General features: G+C 55.3%; 15 protein-coding genes and 1 pseudogene. 9 read left to right on the top strand and 7 right to left on the bottom strand.

Going from position 1 to position 16778, the window contains the following annotated elements:
* The 6 genes and pseudogenes from VSX58_RS04730 to phoH all read left to right on the top strand — a co-directional run.
* A pseudogene (locus VSX58_RS04730) lies at positions 1 to 393 on the top strand (hypothetical protein); the annotation flags it as partial.
* Between the two features lie 170 nt (positions 394 to 563).
* A complete protein-coding gene (locus VSX58_RS04725) occupies positions 564 to 2255 on the top strand; it encodes a thiamine pyrophosphate-binding protein (protein WP_327617027.1) in 1692 nt (563 codons plus the stop codon).
* A gap of 264 nt (positions 2256 to 2519) precedes the next feature.
* Positions 2520 to 3242 (top strand): RNA polymerase sigma factor FliA, encoded by a 723-nt coding sequence (locus VSX58_RS04720; protein ID WP_327617026.1) that lies wholly within the window; start codon positions 2520 to 2522, stop codon positions 3240 to 3242.
* A gap of 169 nt (positions 3243 to 3411) precedes the next feature.
* On the top strand, positions 3412 to 3924 hold the full coding sequence (fliZ, locus tag VSX58_RS04715) for a flagella biosynthesis regulatory protein FliZ (RefSeq protein WP_327617025.1): 513 nt from the start codon (positions 3412 to 3414) through the stop codon (positions 3922 to 3924).
* A gap of 294 nt (positions 3925 to 4218) precedes the next feature.
* On the top strand, positions 4219 to 4509 hold the full coding sequence (locus tag VSX58_RS04710; protein ID WP_327617024.1) for a hypothetical protein: 291 nt from the start codon (positions 4219 to 4221) through the stop codon (positions 4507 to 4509).
* A 21-nt stretch (positions 4510 to 4530) separates the two neighbouring features.
* A complete protein-coding gene (gene phoH, locus VSX58_RS04705) occupies positions 4531 to 5319 on the top strand; it encodes a phosphate starvation-inducible protein PhoH (RefSeq protein WP_327613208.1) in 789 nt (262 codons plus the stop codon).
* Positions 5320 to 5388: 69 nt separating this feature from the next.
* Here phoH and rplY read toward each other — a convergent pair whose 3' ends face one another.
* The 3 genes from rplY to VSX58_RS04690 form a co-directional block, all read right to left on the bottom strand.
* Entirely contained in the window at positions 5389 to 5673 is a 285-nt protein-coding gene (gene rplY / locus VSX58_RS04700) for a 50S ribosomal protein L25 (protein ID WP_327613209.1), read from the bottom strand.
* A gap of 136 nt (positions 5674 to 5809) precedes the next feature.
* A complete protein-coding gene (locus VSX58_RS04695) occupies positions 5810 to 7570 on the bottom strand; it encodes a DEAD/DEAH box helicase (RefSeq protein ID WP_327617023.1) in 1761 nt (586 codons plus the stop codon).
* A gap of 6 nt (positions 7571 to 7576) precedes the next feature.
* The gene (locus VSX58_RS04690) at positions 7577 to 7816 is read right to left on the bottom strand and encodes a YecH family metal-binding protein (RefSeq protein ID WP_327617022.1); all 240 of its coding nucleotides are present in this window, start codon (positions 7814 to 7816) and stop codon (positions 7577 to 7579) included.
* A 250-nt stretch (positions 7817 to 8066) separates the two neighbouring features.
* Here VSX58_RS04690 and rsuA point away from each other — a divergent pair, with 250 nt between their 5' ends.
* The 3 genes from rsuA (at position 8067) to VSX58_RS04675 (ending at position 10803) form a co-directional block, all read left to right on the top strand.
* A complete protein-coding gene (rsuA, locus tag VSX58_RS04685; protein ID WP_327617021.1) occupies positions 8067 to 8765 on the top strand; it encodes a 16S rRNA pseudouridine(516) synthase RsuA in 699 nt (232 codons plus the stop codon).
* Positions 8766 to 8779: 14 nt separating this feature from the next.
* On the top strand, positions 8780 to 9970 hold the full coding sequence (locus VSX58_RS04680) for a Bcr/CflA family multidrug efflux MFS transporter (RefSeq protein ID WP_327617020.1): 1191 nt from the start codon (positions 8780 to 8782) through the stop codon (positions 9968 to 9970).
* A 488-nt stretch (positions 9971 to 10458) separates the two neighbouring features.
* Entirely contained in the window at positions 10459 to 10803 is a 345-nt protein-coding gene (locus VSX58_RS04675) for a YejG family protein (RefSeq protein ID WP_327617019.1), read from the top strand.
* Between the two features lie 111 nt (positions 10804 to 10914).
* Here VSX58_RS04675 and yejF read toward each other — a convergent pair whose 3' ends face one another.
* Genes yejF through VSX58_RS04655 form a run of 4 tightly spaced genes read right to left on the bottom strand, consistent with a single transcriptional unit; the run spans position 10915 to position 16439 of the window.
* On the bottom strand, positions 10915 to 12507 hold the full coding sequence (gene yejF, locus VSX58_RS04670) for a microcin C ABC transporter ATP-binding protein YejF (RefSeq protein WP_327617018.1): 1593 nt from the start codon (positions 12505 to 12507) through the stop codon (positions 10915 to 10917).
* A gap of 1 nt (position 12508) precedes the next feature.
* The gene (locus VSX58_RS04665; protein WP_327617016.1) at positions 12509 to 13534 is read right to left on the bottom strand and encodes an ABC transporter permease; all 1026 of its coding nucleotides are present in this window, start codon (positions 13532 to 13534) and stop codon (positions 12509 to 12511) included.
* Positions 13531 to 14616: a microcin C ABC transporter permease YejB gene (locus tag VSX58_RS04660; RefSeq protein ID WP_327613217.1), complete on the bottom strand. Its 1086-nt coding sequence runs from the start codon at positions 14614 to 14616 to the stop codon at positions 13531 to 13533. The genes VSX58_RS04665 and VSX58_RS04660 overlap by 4 nt, the downstream gene beginning before the upstream one ends.
* 14 nt (positions 14617 to 14630) lie before the next feature.
* Positions 14631 to 16439 (bottom strand): extracellular solute-binding protein, encoded by a 1809-nt coding sequence (locus tag VSX58_RS04655; RefSeq protein ID WP_327617015.1) that lies wholly within the window; start codon positions 16437 to 16439, stop codon positions 14631 to 14633.
* Positions 16440 to 16778: the final 339 nt, after the last annotated feature.

The raw sequence follows: 16778 nt of genomic DNA, 5'->3' as shown, positions 1-16778 counted from the left end.
GTAACTGATTTAATTTCTGATTTTCGCGCTAAAATCGATAAAACCGAGTCTGGTTTAAATGCCAGGATCGATAAGGTCGAGTCTGGTTTAAATGCTAGAATTGATAAGGCCGAGTCTGGTTTAAGTGCCAGAATCGATAAGGTCGAGTCTGGTTTAAATGCCAGGATCGATAAGGTCGAGTCTGGTTTAAATGTCAGGATCGACAAGGTCGAGACAGGTTTAAGTACTAGAATCGATCAGGTCGAATCTGGTTTAAGCACCAAGATCGACAAGGTTGAATCCCGGCTCGACGCTAAAATAGACCGTCTGGAACTGAAGCTTACTATCAAAATGGGCGGTATGCTGGTTATCACTATTGGCGTACTGTTCGCTATTCTCAAAATGCCGGCCTAGCTTCCGGCATGTATCGATAATCCTCATTCCGTTTTCCCAGTCGTGAAACTGTCGGGCGGTTAATTAAAATAAGTGAATGAAGTTTGTTTGCCCGCGGCGTTATCATGTGCGCAATAGTCTGTTGTTATTTGTTTTTTATCTAATAATCACCTGACGGAATGAGGTAAGTCATGATCGATAGCGCTTTCATCTCCACAGATAAGGTGCCGGCACGCAAAGGGGCGGAAATTCTGCTGGAGGTACTGGCCAGTGAGGGCGTCGAATATATTTTCGGCAATCCGGGGACGACGGAGTTGCCGCTGATGGACGCCCTAGTGGGCAAACCCGATATCAGCTATATCCTGGCGCTGCAGGAGGCGAGCGCGGTCGCCATGGCGGACGGCTACGCCCAGGCCGCCCGGAAGCCCGGTTTTCTGAATCTGCACACCGCCGGCGGGTTGGGGCACGGTATGGGCAACCTGCTGAACGCGAAGATTTCCCATACGCCGCTGGTGGTGACGGCCGGCCAGCAGGATTTGCGCCACGCCATTACCGATCCGCTGTTATTCGGCGATCTGGTGCAGCTGGCCCAGCCCGCGGTTAAATGGGCGCAGGAAGTATCGCATCCCGCTCAGCTGCCGGTCTTGCTGCGGCGCGCGTTTCACGATGTGGTGGCGCCGCCGCCGGGGCCGGTGATGCTGTCGCTGCCGATGAACGTCATGGAAGAGATGAGCGATACGCCGTTACTGTCGCGCTCGGTTATTGATGCGGAAAACGTCGCTTCATCGCTGGAGCGGCTGGCTAACGAGCTGGCGCAAATTAAGCCCGGTCGTCTGGCGATTATCGCCGGCGATGAACTGTACAGCAGTCAGGCGGCGCCGCAGGCCGTCGCGCTGGCCGAAATGCTGGGCGCACCGGTGTACGGCTCTTCCTGGCCGTCGCGCATCCCGTTCCCGACATCGCATCCGCTGTGGGCGGGCAATATGCCGACCCAGGCCGCGGCGATCGCCGACGTGCTCGGCAGCTATGATGCAATCTTCGCGTTGGGCGGTAAATCGCTGATTTCTATTCTGTATACATCGTCATCCGCGGTGCCGGACGGCTGCGCCGTCTATCAACTGTCGTCCGATGTGGGCGATCTCGGCAGAACCTATCCCACGCGTCTTTCACTGGTCGGCCATTTACGCGCGTCGCTCGACGCTCTGTTGCCGATGCTTGCCGGGCTTACGCAGCCGACCCAGGCGGACAGAATCGCCAATAGCGAAGCGCTGCGGATACGGCGCGACGCGGATAGGAACGCGCGCTACGCGCAGGCCGAAAATGATTATCGCGAAGGGGGGATTTCGCCGCTGCTGGCGGCCCGCGAGGTGATGCGGGCGATTGGGCGCGATGTCGCCATTGTCGATGAGGCTATCGTCACCTCTTCCGCCGTGCGTCAGTTCCTGGATAGCCCGTCGTACGAGCAGTACTCCTTTCTAAGAGGCGGGGCGCTGGGCTGGGGTATGCCGGCGGCGGTCGGTTGTTCTCTGGGGCTGGGGCGTGCGCCCGTCGTCTCGCTGGTGGGGGACGGCGCGGCGCTCTATTCGCCCCAGTCGCTGTGGACGGCGGCGCATGAGAATCTTCCCGTGACCTTTATCGTGATGAATAACCGGCAGTACAATGTGCTGAAAAATTTCATGCGCAGTCAGCAGCATTACCTGGCGGCCCAAACCGAGAAATTTATCGCCATGGATTTGGTCAATCCCGAGATCGATTATCAGGCGCTGGCTCGCTCGATGGGCGTCGGCGCCAGACGCATCGTCCGGGCGGAGGATATCGCGCCGGCGGTGGAGGCGGGCATTCATTCCGGCAGGGCGAACCTGATCGAAATCGTGCTTGCTTGATTTTGCCCCCCATGCGCGCCGCGTATGGGGGGTATCGCATTTTCCTTCCCCGTGTCTCGGTACCAGGATAATCCGCTCGGGCGGAAGGGCGATCGTCATCGCGTAGGCGACGGCCCTGTGCGCGGCGATATTCCGCTTCCGGCGGCCGGGCCAGCCCCTCGTACCCTAAATAACACCTCTTTTACGCCCCTATTCCTGCAATTGTCGCCCCTCATCAAAAGCATAATAGTGTCGATAACATTATCATCGTAGGTATTTGTCACTGTGAGCGATCTGTATACCGCCGAAGGCACAATGGATAAAAGCGCGCTATGGAAGCGCTATGTCCCTTTAGTACGCCATGAAGCTTTGCGGCTACAGGTTCGCCTTCCCGCGAGCGTTGAGCTCGATGATCTGTTACAGGCCGGCGGTATCGGCTTGCTCAGCGCCGTCGAGCGTTATGATTCGCTGCAAGGCACTGCGTTTACCACTTATGCGGTCCAGCGAATCCGCGGCGCTATGCTGGATGAGTTACGCAGCCGCGATTGGGCCCCACGCAGCGTGCGGCGTAACGCGCGGGAAGTGGCACAGGCGATGCAGCAGGCTGAACAACAGCTTGGTCGGGCGCCAACGGAGCAGGAGGTCGCGCAGTCCCTGAATATTACGCTGGAAGAGTATCGTCAGATTCTGCTGGATACCAACAATAGCCAGCTTTTTTCTTACGATGAATGGCGTGAAGAACATGGCGATAGCGCGGAAGCGCTGTTGGAAGGCTGCGAGGATGCTAATCCTCTGCATCAACTGATGGAAGGGAGTTTACGCCATCGGGTGATGGAGGCGATAGAGCACCTGCCCGAGCGCGAGAAGCTGGTGTTAACGCTTTACTACCAGGAAGAGCTGAATTTAAAAGAGATCGGCGCTGTTCTGGAAGTCGGAGAGTCACGAGTCAGTCAGTTGCATAGCCAGGCGATAAAACGTCTGCGCGTCAAATTAATGAATGATGTTTAATTTAATCGCGTGGGAATAATGTTGTTTTAATACCCTAACTCATTCGAGTCGCAGGATAAAAACGCCAAAAACGTTTTTGGACGGCGCTTACGCTGGCTCCGCGAAGGCGAGGCTCGCCAGCGCGCAGGCGGCTTGAAGCATGGCGGGTATATTGTCATGGAATGGATTCATGCCTCAATCAACTCGGAAGAAACAACGCCTTAGTCGTTATCTGAAAGATTTCAAACATAAACAGACCCAGTGTGCCCACTGTAATAGAGAGCTTGACCGCGTGTCGCTGGCATATCGCCGCCGGTTGGTTAATAAAAAGTCGATAAGCCTTTTCGATGAGTTAATCGACGATGAAAGATGGTCCGATATACAGCGGGAGCTCATTCCGTTGTGCCGCTTCTGTAGCGAAATAATATGTAATACCCATGCGGCCTATTTCGATATTAAAGCGTTCGCCCGATATCTGATAGATCGAACGGACATCAGACACAGTACCATGCGCGAATATGTTATTCGATTGCGGCGGCTGGATGCATTACTGGCGGCGAAAAATTATCCAAAGGAAGATTTTGCCGGCGATAATGTACAGCAGCGCATTTATGATTATCTCCCTGATATTGAGTCTACTCTCTACAGGAGCGCGTTGCGCAAATACGATCAGTATCTGGATTGGCAGAAATACTATCGGTAACCAGCCGTCCGCTGGCCGTAATGCCCTTGATTCATCCGGCGGCGATTTTCCCGCGGCCGCTATGGAGAAAGGCGCAATAGCGCTTATCGCCGGAATTCCGGTAAATAATCACATTACGGCCAGACGTAAATGTTATACCAGTGTAAAAAAAACTTGCAAAGTAGGGGCGAAGTATTGCACTGTCATACTACTGAAATCATTCGGCACTAATTTTTAGACAGATGGTTAGCGCTGGTTCTTAATACGGTCAATCATTATTCAGCAGAATAGTCGTTGTCACAGTGAGGAACGCGAATGGTAGTGTCCTTTTGGGGACTAAATAGTCAAAACCGAAATGCTGGTTCTCTGACTCGCCGCAGCGAGGGATTTCCCCGCCACCAATTTTCTACACTGTATCGCTCGTTATTACCTCCACTCTCTCTTATTCTGCTCGATCGATTTACGCCCCATTCATTATTCCGCCGCGCCGGTTTTTATATTATTCCGGCCTGCGTGTTATTTATTCCGTTCGTCATCGGCTTAATAAGGAAGCCAACCTCGTTTGTGAGTGAAACGTCACGCGCTGCCGGGCAGCGCGGTAAGTGAAACAAACTGTAAGGTGCCACTATGGGAAGACAAAAAGCAGTGATCAAAGCACGTCGTGAAGCGAAACGCGTTATTCGGCGCGAGTCGCGCAGTCATCGCCAACGTGAGGAAGAATCGGTCACTTCTCTGGTTCAAATGGGTGGAATCGAGTCGATAGGGATGGCGCGGGAGAATCGCGACACCTCTGTCATTGAAGCCAGAACGGCCGCCCAGGAGCATTACTTGTCTGCGATAGAGAATAAACAGTTAATTTTTGCCACCGGTGAGGCGGGGTGCGGCAAAACGTTTCTGAGCGCGGCCAAAGCGGCGGAAGCGCTTATTCATAAAGAGGTCGATCGTATTATCGTCACCCGGCCGGTATTGCAGGCCGATGAGGACTTGGGTTTTTTACCCGGCGATATCGCCGAAAAGTTCGCCCCCTATTTCCGTCCGGTTTATGACGTGCTGTTACGCCGGTTAGGGGCGTCGTTTATGCAGTATTGTTTGCGGCCGGAAATTGCCAAAGTGGAAATCGCGCCGTTTGCCTATATGCGCGGCAGGACGTTTGAGAACGCGGTGGTGATTCTGGATGAAGCCCAGAATGTGACGGTTAATCAGATGAAGATGTTTCTTACCCGTCTGGGGGAAAACGTGACGGTCATCGTGAACGGCGATGTTACCCAATGCGATCTGCCTTCCGGGGTAAAATCCGGACTGCGTGATGCGCTGGAGCGTTTTACGGAGGACGATATGATCGGCGTCGTCTCTTTCGGTAAACAGGACTGCGTGCGTTCGGAACTGTGCCAGCGTACGCTTATTGCGTATGGATGATATGCAACAAAAAACGCCGCGAAAGCGGCGTTTTTCCTTCCGGCGTCCCGGACTGACTTCAGCGCGAGATTAAGCGCGAACGAAGTCGATATGAGTTAGTTTCGGCTTGAACGGGTGACGCTGTACAGCCTGAACTTTTGCTTTAACTTCTTTCCCATCGATAGACAGGATCACAACTTCACCGTAAAAACCCTCTTTGACTTCCTGGTTTTTTACTACGTCGTGTTCCAGTTCGATAGCGACCGGCGCTTCCGCTCCACCATAAACGATGGCTGGGAATTTACCAGCGCGACGCAGGCGGCGGCTCGCACCCTTACCCTGATCTTTACGTGCTTCTGCTTTGATAGTAATCATTTTTTACTCTACTTAAGATAAGTAATCCTGCTACAGGCGACCCAGCAGCAAGTGGGGTTATTCTGCTTTTGCGGTACAAAAGCGGGCTGAATTCTAACGGAATATGGCCTATGGGGCAAATAAAACCGCGAATTACTTAGCCGCGCAGCTCGTTTGCCCGGCGGAAGCGCCCCTGATAATCGAATACTTTTTCCCGTATCCGCCAGAATCTCTCCTGACGGCGGGCGACGACAAAGTCGGGCGCGCGCAGCAGGTGCTGCTGCGCCAGAATATCTGCGGCATTTTGCCAACTGAAGGGGACTCCCGGCGCCCGCTGATGGATATGTAAGAAGTTTGCCTGAAACACATGGCGCTGTGCGGGCGTTTTCAGGCGAAAGCGCTCGCTGACGTCCGCGCCGTCTTCATCATAATAGGTGATATTGAGCCACTCCCCTTTGGCGTCCCGCCCCGACGCCAGACTCATTCCGCTACAGCGCAGCACCAGCGCGTCTTTCAGTTTCAATGCCGCTTTCAACATATCGTCGGGATCGACCAGTACGTTATCACACTGCTGACAACGACGGGCGGCGATGTCGTTTTCCGCGCCGCAGTGGGGGCAGGTTTTAAACCGGAAACGAAAATCGCACTGTCGACGCCGGCCGTCGTCCAATGTTTCCCACCCCTGGCAGCGGCGGCCGTAATGTTCGATCACGCTGCCGTCCGGGGTGGTTTTCCCCCAGAATAGATTGGCGAAACCGCATTGCGGGCAAAAAACCTGCACCGGCCGGCTGTCGCTATGGGGTTTGGCGTTGCCGACCTCCGGGGTATAGAGATCGTGCGGGTTGCCGGCGTAATCCAGGATCAGGCACGAGGTTTTGCCGGGAAACAGGCGTAAACCGCGCCCGACGATTTGTTGGTATAGGCTTACGGATTCCGTCGGGCGCAGGATGGCGATCAGGTCGACGTGCGGGGCGTCAAATCCGGTCGTCAGCACGGCGACGTTAACCAGATAGCGTAACCGCTGCCGCTTGAACGCCTCGATCAGCGCGTCGCGCTCCGCCGGCGGCGTGTCGGCGCTGACCAGCGCCGCCTGGCCTTCGGGCAGCAGCCGATGAATTTCACGGGCGTGCTCCACCGTCGCCGCGAAGATCATCACGCCCAGGCGCGTTTGGGCATAGTCGACGATTTGGCTAACGATGTGCGGCGTAATTCGCTGTTGATGCTTTAACGACCGATTCAGCTCGGACTCGCTGAACAGGCCGTTACTTTTTGCCGCCAGCTTGCTGAAATCATATTTGACGACCGGCATATCCAGCCGCTCCGGCGTTACCAGGAAGCCGTGTTTGATCATATAGCGCAGCGGCAGTTCATAGATGCAGTCGCGAAACAGACTGCCTTCGTCGCCGCGAATCATGCCGTGATAGTGATAGTGATAAATCCAGCCTTTCCCCAAACGGTAGGGGGTGGCGGTCAAACCCAGCAGCCGCAGCTGAGGATTGGTGTGCCGCAGGCGCTGGATGATTTGCCGGTACTGGCTGTCGTCGTCATCGCCGATGCGATGGCATTCATCGATGATCAATAGTGAAAAGGCGTGTTCGAACCGATCCAGATTGCGCGCGACGGATTGCACGCTGCCGAATACGACTTTCCCCTGACTTTGCCGCTGGCGAAGCCCGGCGGCGAAAATGTCCGCCTCCAGCCCCCAGGCGCAGTATTTGGCATGGTTTTGCGCCACCAGCTCTTTGACATGCGCCAATACCAGCACGCGTCCGCGGGCGAGCTTGGCCAATTCGGCAATAACCAGGCTTTTCCCCGCGCCCGTCGGCAATACGATGACGGCCGGTTGGCTATGGCGGCGAAAATAGTCGAGCGTTGCGGATACGGCCTCGCGCTGGTAAGGCCGTAAGGTAAAAGACATGCGGACTCAATGCCGGCAGATTTTACCGGCGCTGGTGGTAAAACCGGCTTCAAGCGGAATAAACTTGCCGCGTTCGGACAGAAAGCCGACCAGCTCGGCCGCCGTCATGTCCGCGGCTGAACAGGTATGAAAGCGGGCATCGTCGCCGAAACGTTTTTCAATCGTGGCGATCAGCTGTTCGGTGGTAAATGACTCGCCGGAGTCGATCATCATCTGCAGGACTTCATGACCATGGATAGAAGACATTTCGCCATCCTCAAAAGACATAATTGGCGTATATTATGCCCCTTGATAGGGTTCGGCGCGAGGACGGCATCGATATATTCGCGAAGGCGACAAAAATCCGTGGGTTCTAGGATGCCGGCCGAAGCCCCGTTATACTAAAACACGCTGGCGGCGGTTCACGCTGCTATTCTTCATCTTCATGAGTCTTGACGCGTGGGCGCAGCGCCCTGAGCGTGCTGGTCTCATGGTTTAAAAAGGCAGTTGGTCTTTAATGCGATTGGATAAATTTCTATCTCAACAGTTGGCGATCAGCCGTTCGCTGGTGGCCCGGGAGCTGCGCGCGCAGCGCGTTACCGTTGATGGCGAGGTGGTGAAAAGCGGTTCTTTTAAACTGTTGCCCGAGCATCAGGTGGCGTTCGACGGCAACCCGTTAGTGCAGCAGCACGGCCCGCGTTATTTTATGCTGAATAAGCCCCAGGGCTATGTGTGCGCGACGGAAGATCCCGATCATCCGACCATTCTCTATTTTATGGATGTGCCGGTCGCGCATAAGCTGCACGCGGCGGGGCGTCTGGATATCGATACCACGGGGCTGGTGCTGCTGACCGACGACGGCCAGTGGTCGCACCGCATTACCTCGCCGAAACACCACTGCGAGAAGACCTACCTGGTGACGCTGGAACAGCCTTTAAGCGACGATACCGCCGAACGGTTTGCGGTCGGCGTTCAGCTAAACGGCGAGAAACAGTTAACCAAACCGGCGACGCTGGAGAAAATCTCGGAGAATCAGGTGCGTCTGACCATCAGCGAAGGGCGCTATCATCAGGTAAAAAGGATGTTTGCCGCGGTGGGTAACCGGGTCGTAGGGCTACATCGTGAGCGTATCGGCGATATCAGTCTGGACAGCGGGTTGCAGCCGGGCGAATACCGGGCGCTGAGCAGTCAGGAAGTCGCGAGTATCGCGCGGTAACAGGAGCCCCGTCCGTGCAACAGAACCAGCCTTCCTATATCGGGTTGATTTTCGTCCTCGGCCTGATCTCCATGCTTATGCCGCTGGCGATTGATATGTATTTGCCCGCCTTGCCGACCATTGCGGCGCAGTTCGGCGTTGACGCCGGGCGCGTTCAGATGACGCTCAGCACCTATGTTTTGGGGTTCTCCCTCGGCCAGATGTTCTATGGGCCGATGGCCGATACGCTGGGGCGTAAGCCGGTTATTCTGGGCGGAACGCTGATTTTCGCCATCGCCGGCGCGGCCTGCGCGTTAGCGCAGAGTATCGAACAGCTGATATACCTGCGCTTTCTGCACGGTATATCGGCGGCCGCGGCGGCCGTGGTCATCAACGCCTTGATGCGCGATATGTTCACCAAGGACGACTTCTCCCGCATGATGTCGTTTGTCGTGCTGGTGATGACCGTGGCGCCCTTGGTCGCGCCAATTTTGGGCGGCGCGCTGTTGGTGTGGTTCAGTTGGCATGCGATTTTCTGGGCGATGTCGGGCGCGGCCCTGCTGGCGGCGGCGCTGGTTTTCTTCTTTATTCGGGAAACGCTGCCGCCGGCAAGGCGGCAAGCGTTTCATCTGCGCACGACGGTCGGCAATTTCGTCACTCTTTTCCGCCATAAGCGCGCCTTTAGCTATATGGTGGCGGGGGGGCTCTCTTTTTGCGGCATGTTTTCTTTCCTGAGCGCCGGGCCGTTTGTTTATATCGATCTGCATGGCGTTTCCCCGCAGGATTTTGGTTATTACTTTGCCCTGAATATTGTTTTCATGGTCCTGACGACCTTATTTAACAGCCGAAATGTTCGGCGTCTCGGGGCGGTAATGCTGTTTCGCATCGGGCTGACGATTCAGTTTTCGATGGGCGTATTTTTGCTGCTGGTGTGCGCATTCGATCTGGGTTTTCCCGCGCTGGTGCTGGGCGTCGCGATTTTTGTCGGCTGTACGGCGATGGTGGGATCCAATGCGATGGCGGTGATTCTGGATGGTTTTCCTCATATGGCGGGTACGGCCTCGTCTTTGGCCGGGACGCTGCGTTTCGGTTTCGGCGCGATAACCGGAAGCCTGCTGTCGATGATGACGTTTACCAGCGCCTGGCCGATGGTTATTTCCATGGCGGCGTGCTCAATAGGGGCGCTGCTGGCGTATCTTTACGCTAGCCGGCCGGGTAGGGAGTGATATCCGCGCCAGCCGGTTTTCGCACGCCGTTTTCTCTTCTTATCTGCTCTATGCCCGGTAAAAGCATCGCCGCGGTTTTTGGCGCCGTTTACACGCCCGAAAGGCGAGCCGGCGGGCATCCCGCGGCGTCACGCCGTGTAAGGCGCCCGCGTCCCATAAGGCGTGTAATATGATTTTCTTTTTATTTGTTCTATTTATGTAAAATATATGGATAAAAAGTGAATTGCTGGGGAGAAAACGGTTGAGATGTTGCGGGGAAAGAGTTACATATAACCGGGTAAAGCGTAGCGAGCCGCGTTCGTCTTAAGATTAATCCCCTAAATAATTCGAGTTGCAGAGCAAAAACGCTTGTGGCGTTTTTGCTCTGCGCTGGCCCTGGCGCTTTTTTTAGATAGAAAAAGTGGCAAAAGTGCGCATGCTCGGGCTACTATAATAAATGTTATTTTTTTGTGAATTCACAGTAAAACTTAACCTGAGGGAAAACCGTTGTGAATAGTTTCCAACTTTCGGTAGTGCATCGTTTGCCGCAAAGTTACCGCTGGCTATCGGGGTTTGCGGGCGTGAAGGTTGAGCCCATTCCGCTGAGCGGCAGAGATGAAGATAATAATTTGATTGGTTTGAAACTATTGAGCCATGACGGTGATGATGCATGGCAGGTTATGCGCCAGTTGAATCAATCCCTGAATGAGATTCAGGTTGAGAGCTCCGTTTTGGAGTGGGAGGGCGAACCTTGTCTCTTCCTGCATCGTAACGATGAAAGCACCGCCATGTGCCGTTTAAAGAATATAGGCGTAGCGATCGCCGAACCCGTCTCCGCGCAATACCCCTTTTAAGCAGCAATGTCGGCGCCGGCGTCGCTGCTGTTTCGCCTGTCCGCCGCCTAATCAAAAAGGTCGACGCCTTAGCCTTCACCTATCCTGAAAATACCCGCCGCCGGCGCCGTTTCAAGACGATAGCTGCAGCAATTCCCGCGTATACGCCTGCGCCGGATGCGTAAATACGGTCTGGCAATCCCCTTGTTCCACCACTTCGCCCTGTTTTAACACCATCACCTGATGGCATAACGCCCGTACCACCTGCAGATCATGACTGATGAACAGATAGGTCAGCCGGTGTTTCTGTTGTAGCGATTTCAACAGCGCCAGGATCTGGGCCTGAACGGTTCTGTCCAATGACGATGTCGGTTCATCCAGGATAAGCAGTTCAGGCTGCAGAATCAGCGCCCGGGCGATCGCAATACGCTGGCGCTGTCCTCCGGAGAATTCGGCGGGGTAGCGATGGCGGGTGGCGGGATCCAGACCGACTTCGCGCATCGCTTCAGCCACGCGCCGCTCCCGCTCCTGATGACTCAAATTTTGATGTACGATCAGCCCTTCGGAAATAATCTGCTCGGCGTTCAGCCGCGGGTTGAGCGCCGAGTTGGGATCCTGGAACACCACCTGAATCCGACGGCGGAAGGGCAGCATCTGCCTGCGGGTAAATTTGTGCAGAGGTTGGCCGTCGAACCAGATCTCTCCGCGTGAACGCAGCAGGCGCAGCAGCGCCAGACCGGTGGTGCTTTTCCCTGAGCCCGATTCGCCGACTAAACCAAGGCTTTCGCCGCGGCGCAGGGTGAAACTGATGTTTTTGACCACCGTTTTTTCATCAACGGTGCGTTGCAGCAGCCCGCGTTTGACCGGAAAGGCAACCTGCAGTTGTGCAACGCGCAACAGGGGAGGGGCATCGTTGGCAAGCGGAGCCGGATCGCCTGCGGGTTCGGCATCCAGCAGCTGCCGGGTATAGACATGTTGCGGCGCGCTGAATAGCCGATCGCAGGCGCTGTATTCCACGCGTTGACCGGATTTCATTACGGCGACGTTGTCAGCCAGCCGGCGCACTATATTCAAATTATGCGTGATGAACAGCAGGCTCATGCCCAGTTCCTGTTTTAGCTCATCCAACAGCGTCAGTATTTGCGCCTGTACGGTCACGTCCAGCGCGGTGGTGGGTTCATCGGCGATCAGCAGATCGGGCTGGGTCAGCAGCGCCATCGCGATCATCACCCGCTGGCGTTCTCCGCCGGAAAGCTGATGGGGGAAATCCCGTAGCCGGGTTTTGGCCTGCCGGATGCCCACGCGCTCCAGACAGCTGACCACCTCGCTGCGGGCAAGGTCATTATTCATCCCGCGGTGCAGCGCAAGGACTTCGATTAACTGTTTTTCGATGTTGTGCAGCGGATTGAGCGAAACCATCGGCTCCTGAAAGATCATGGCTATGCGATCGCCGCGGATCCGGCGCAGCGTTTCTTCATCCGCATGCAGCAGCGACTGGCCGGCGAACCGGATATCCCCCTGCGGATAGACCGCCGGAGGCGAAGGCAGCAGGCGCAGAATAGAAAGGGCGGTCACGCTTTTCCCCGAACCCGACTCTCCCACCAGCGCCAGGGTTTCGCCCGCCTCGACGGCGAGCGAGATACGATCGACAACCTGCAGTTCGCGCTCTGCGCTGCGAAAAGCGATGCTGAGATCTTCAATTTGCAGTAATGGTGACGTAGACATATTAATGCGCCTTGCTGGGGTCAAAGGCGTCGCGCACCGCTTCGCCGATAAAAATGAGTAAAGACAGCACAATAGAGAGCACCATAAATACGGTTATGCCTAACCAGGGAGCCTGGAGGTTATTTTTCCCTTCCAGCAGCAGCCTGCCCAAGGAGGGCGAGTCTATGGGCAAACCGAATCCCAGGAAATCCAGCGAGGTCAGCGTGGTAATGGAACCGCACAGAATAAACGGCAGATAGGTTAGCGTGGCCACCATCGCATTCGGCAACATGCAGCGATACATAATGACCCGATCGCTGACGCCCATCGCCTGCGCCGCGCGAATATAGTCAAAATTCCGCGTGCGGAGGAACTCCGCCCGCACGACGCCGACCAGGGTCATCCAGCCGAATAGCACGGTGATAGCCAGCAGCCACCAGAAATCGGGCTGAACCACGCTGGAAAGCATAATAATCAGAAACAGGGTCGGCATGCCGGACCAGACCTCGATAAAGCGCTGGCCCCATAAATCCAGGCGGCCGCCGTAATATCCCTGGGCGGCGCCGACGCTGATGCCGATCAGGCTGGCGAGTATCGTCAGCGCCAAACCAAACAGCATTGAAATTCGGAATCCGTACAACACCTGGGCGACGACGTCCTTGCCCTGGCTATCGGTTCCCAGCAGGTTCTGCCAGGATGGGGGCGTGGGGAACGAGGCGGTCGTCGCATAATTGATGGTGTCGTAGCTGTAGCGGATAAGCGGCCATAGGGCCCAGCCGCGGTCGTCAATGCGTTGGGCGATATAAGGGTCGCGAAAATCCGCTGCGGTATCGAGCTGGCCGCCGAATGTGGTTTCGCTGTAGTCCGCGATGAACGGCGTATAGATCCGGCCCTCATATTTCACCAGCAGCGGCTTGTCATTGGCGATCAATTCAGAAAATAGCGTGGTGATAAATAGTGCCAGGAAAAGCCATAGCGACCAGTATCCGCGGCGGTTGCTTTTAAAGCGCGCCCAGCGCGCCTGATTTATGGGGCTCAATCGGCTCATTGGCGCTCCTCGAAATCAATACGCGGGTCGACCAGCGTATAGGTCATATCACTGATGATGTTCAGCAACAGGCCGATGAGCGTAAAGATATAGAGCGTGCCGAACATCACCGGGTAGTCGCGCTGCAAGGTGGCGTCATAGCCTAGAAGCCCCAGGCCGTTCAGCGAGAACATCACTTCGATTAACAGCGAACCGGTAAAGAACATGCTGATAAAGGTGGCGGGGAAACCGGCAATCACCAATAACATCGCGTTACGGAATACGTGGCGGTAGAGAATGCTTTTTTCATCCAGCCCCTTGGCCCGGGCCGTCACCACATATTGCTTGCGAATTTCATCCATAAATGAATTTTTCGTCAGCATGGTCAAGGTGGCGAAGCCGCCGATAACGGTAGCGAAAACCGGCAGGGCGATGTGCCACAGATAATCGGTGATTTTGCCGTACCAGGATAGCGTATCAAAATTGCTGGAGACCAGCCCCCGCAGCGGGAACCAGTCCAGATAGCTACCGCCGGCGAACACCACAATAAGCAGGATGGCAAACAGGAACGCCGGGATGGCGTAGCCGATAATGATCAACGTACTGCTCCAGATATCGAAAGCGCTGCCGTTTTTGACCGCCTTTTTGATCCCCAGCGGGATGGAAACCAGATAGATGATCAGCGTGCTCCATAATCCCAGGGTAATGGAAACCGGCATGCTCTCTTTAATCAGCTGTATTACGGAAGAGCCGCGAAACAGGCTATCCCCGAAGTCGAAACGCACGTAGTCCCACAGCAGCGTGAAATAACGTTCGTGAATCGGCTTATCAAACCCATAGCGTTTGGTGATCTCTTCAATCACCTCGGGGTCCAACCCGCGCGCGCCGCGATAGCTGTTTTCAATATTGGGCGCGCCCGCGCCGCCTGAATGGGTCAGGCCCGCGTTAGGGCCATAGCCGCCGCCATGCCCCATCTGGATATTGGCAATCGCCTGATCGACCGGCCCGCCCGGCGCGATTTGCACGATAAAGAAGTTAATCGTGATAATCGCCCACAGCGTCGGGATCACCAGTAAAAGGCGGCGTAATAGGTAAGTTCCCACGTTGACTCCTTAACTTAACGTCGCTCTGCCGGCAGCGTGGCCGCCTGTTTAACATCATACCACCAGCCGTCAAAACCTAATGAATTCATGGGTTGCACCGCCGGCATGGCGAACTTGTTCCAATAGGCGAAACGGTCATGGTTGGAGTACCACATGGGGATCATAAATTGATTCCAGGTCAGTACGCGATCCAACGCCCGTCCCAAGGATTGCAGCGGCTCGGGCTGGCCCTGATGCGCGATGATTTGTTCAATCAGCGCGTCGATCGCCGGATCCTTCACCCCGGAGGTATTGTAAGTGGAGTCGATATAGTGAGAGTGCCAATCCATTTGCAAGTAGGGATTGGGATAAATGTAGGCGTTATACAGCGTTGGGAGCATATCAAAGTCGCGCTTACGCAAGCGGCTGTTAAATTGGGCGCTATCGATGCTTCTTATGTTCATGGTAATACCGAGCTTCTTCAGGTTTTGCTGAAAAGGCAGTACATATTGCGCGTTGCCCGCGCTGGGCAATAGCAGCTCAAAGGTAAAGGGCTTGCCGCTCTGTCGATTGATCAGCCGCTGATTTTTCAATTCCCATCCCGCCTGTTCCAGCAGTTTCAGCGCCTTTAGCCAGTTTCCGCGGTCATAACCGCTGCCATCGGAAGCGGGCGGTTGATAACTCGGGCCGAATACTTCGGGGGGCACTTTATCTTTTAGCGGCGTCAGCCAGGCCAGCTCCGCTGCGCTCGGCTCGCCTTTCGCCGCATAGAGGGTATTTTGAAAATAGCTGTCGGTGTGTTGATAGGCGTTATAATACATCGCCTTGTTCATCCAGTTAAAATCAAACGCCAGCGTCAGCGCCTGCCGCACCCGGCGATCGCTGAAGATAGGGCGCTGGACATTAAACGCCAGCCAACGGGTACTCTGCGCGGACTGATTCTCCTGGTCCCGTTTGATAATATAACCGCGATCGAAGTTACCGCCCTGATACTGCGTCGCCCAATGTTTTGGCGAATCTTCGAGGCGCAGATCGAACGCGCCCGCCTTGAACGCTTCCAGCGCGACGCTGTCGTCCAGATAATAGTCGTAGCGGATTTGATCAAAATTGTATTGCCCTTTATTCACCGGCAGATCGGCGCCCCAGTAATCCTTAACCCGTGAGTAAGTGACATATTGCCCGGTGCGGTACGCGGTGATGCGATAGGGGCCGCTGGCGGGCGGCGGATAGGGCAACGGCTCGCTAAGATTCTGATTCTTCCAAAACTTTTCCGGCATAATCGGCAAGGTCAGCAGGCTGAACATGCGGTTTTTATCCGGGGTGGGAAAGTCGAAACGCACCCTCAGCGGCGTCACGGCTTTTACCGTTACGTCTTTAAAGTAGATGCGAAACTGCGGGACGCCCTGCGTCATAAACATATTGTAGGTAAAAGCCACGTCGGCCGCGGTAATCGGCGCGCCGTCGTGAAAACGCGCGCGCGGGTTTAAGTCGATTTCTATCCAGTGAAAATCTTTGTCATGGCGCGTGGATTTCGCCACCAACGGATAATAGCTGCCCGGCTCATCGTCAGAGGTGACGAACAGAGAGTCGTAAAGCCGTTCGGTTCGGGCCGCCGCCACGCCGCGTCGGGCAAAGCGGTTAAAGTTGTCGAAGGTCCCGAGCGCGCTGAGCGTAATGCTGCCGCCTTTCGGGGCGTCGGGGTTTACATAGTCGAAATGGCGGAAATCGGTAGGGTATTTAGGCTCGCCTAAAACGGCGAGAGAAACGCTATGCTCAATGGTTTGCGCATATAATCCCGCAGGCATGACGCACAGCAGCGCGGCGGCGATAACAGTTTTTAACATCTTGACGGCAATCTCCCGCGGTCTAGGCAATTTTTGCATATAGGGCTTTTTTACAGCATAAAGTTCTTGCAATCATTAGCATGACATCCATTAACCCCGATTTTCCCTTTTTATCACGAAGCGGACCGATAAACCTACCATATACCCGTCATACTTCAAGTTGCCTGTGCGTTGGCTTTGTTACTCGCGCCATCCATGTCTCTCTCACCGCAGGCCAGCCTTTGGCTGGTCAAATGCGTTCCTGACCAATTTGTCGCGGCAATGCCGCGTTATTCGCCTGATGGCCTCACCCCTTCGGAGCCAGCGCAAGCGCCGTTCAAAAACGCTTTAGCGCTTTTG

Origin of the sequence: Brenneria populi (genome assembly GCF_036016195.1) — a bacterium.
Lineage (GTDB): Bacteria > Pseudomonadota > Gammaproteobacteria > Enterobacterales > Enterobacteriaceae > Brenneria > Brenneria populi.
Note: the sequence above shows the minus strand (reverse complement) of the source record. Positions and strands in the feature narration are given on the sequence as shown.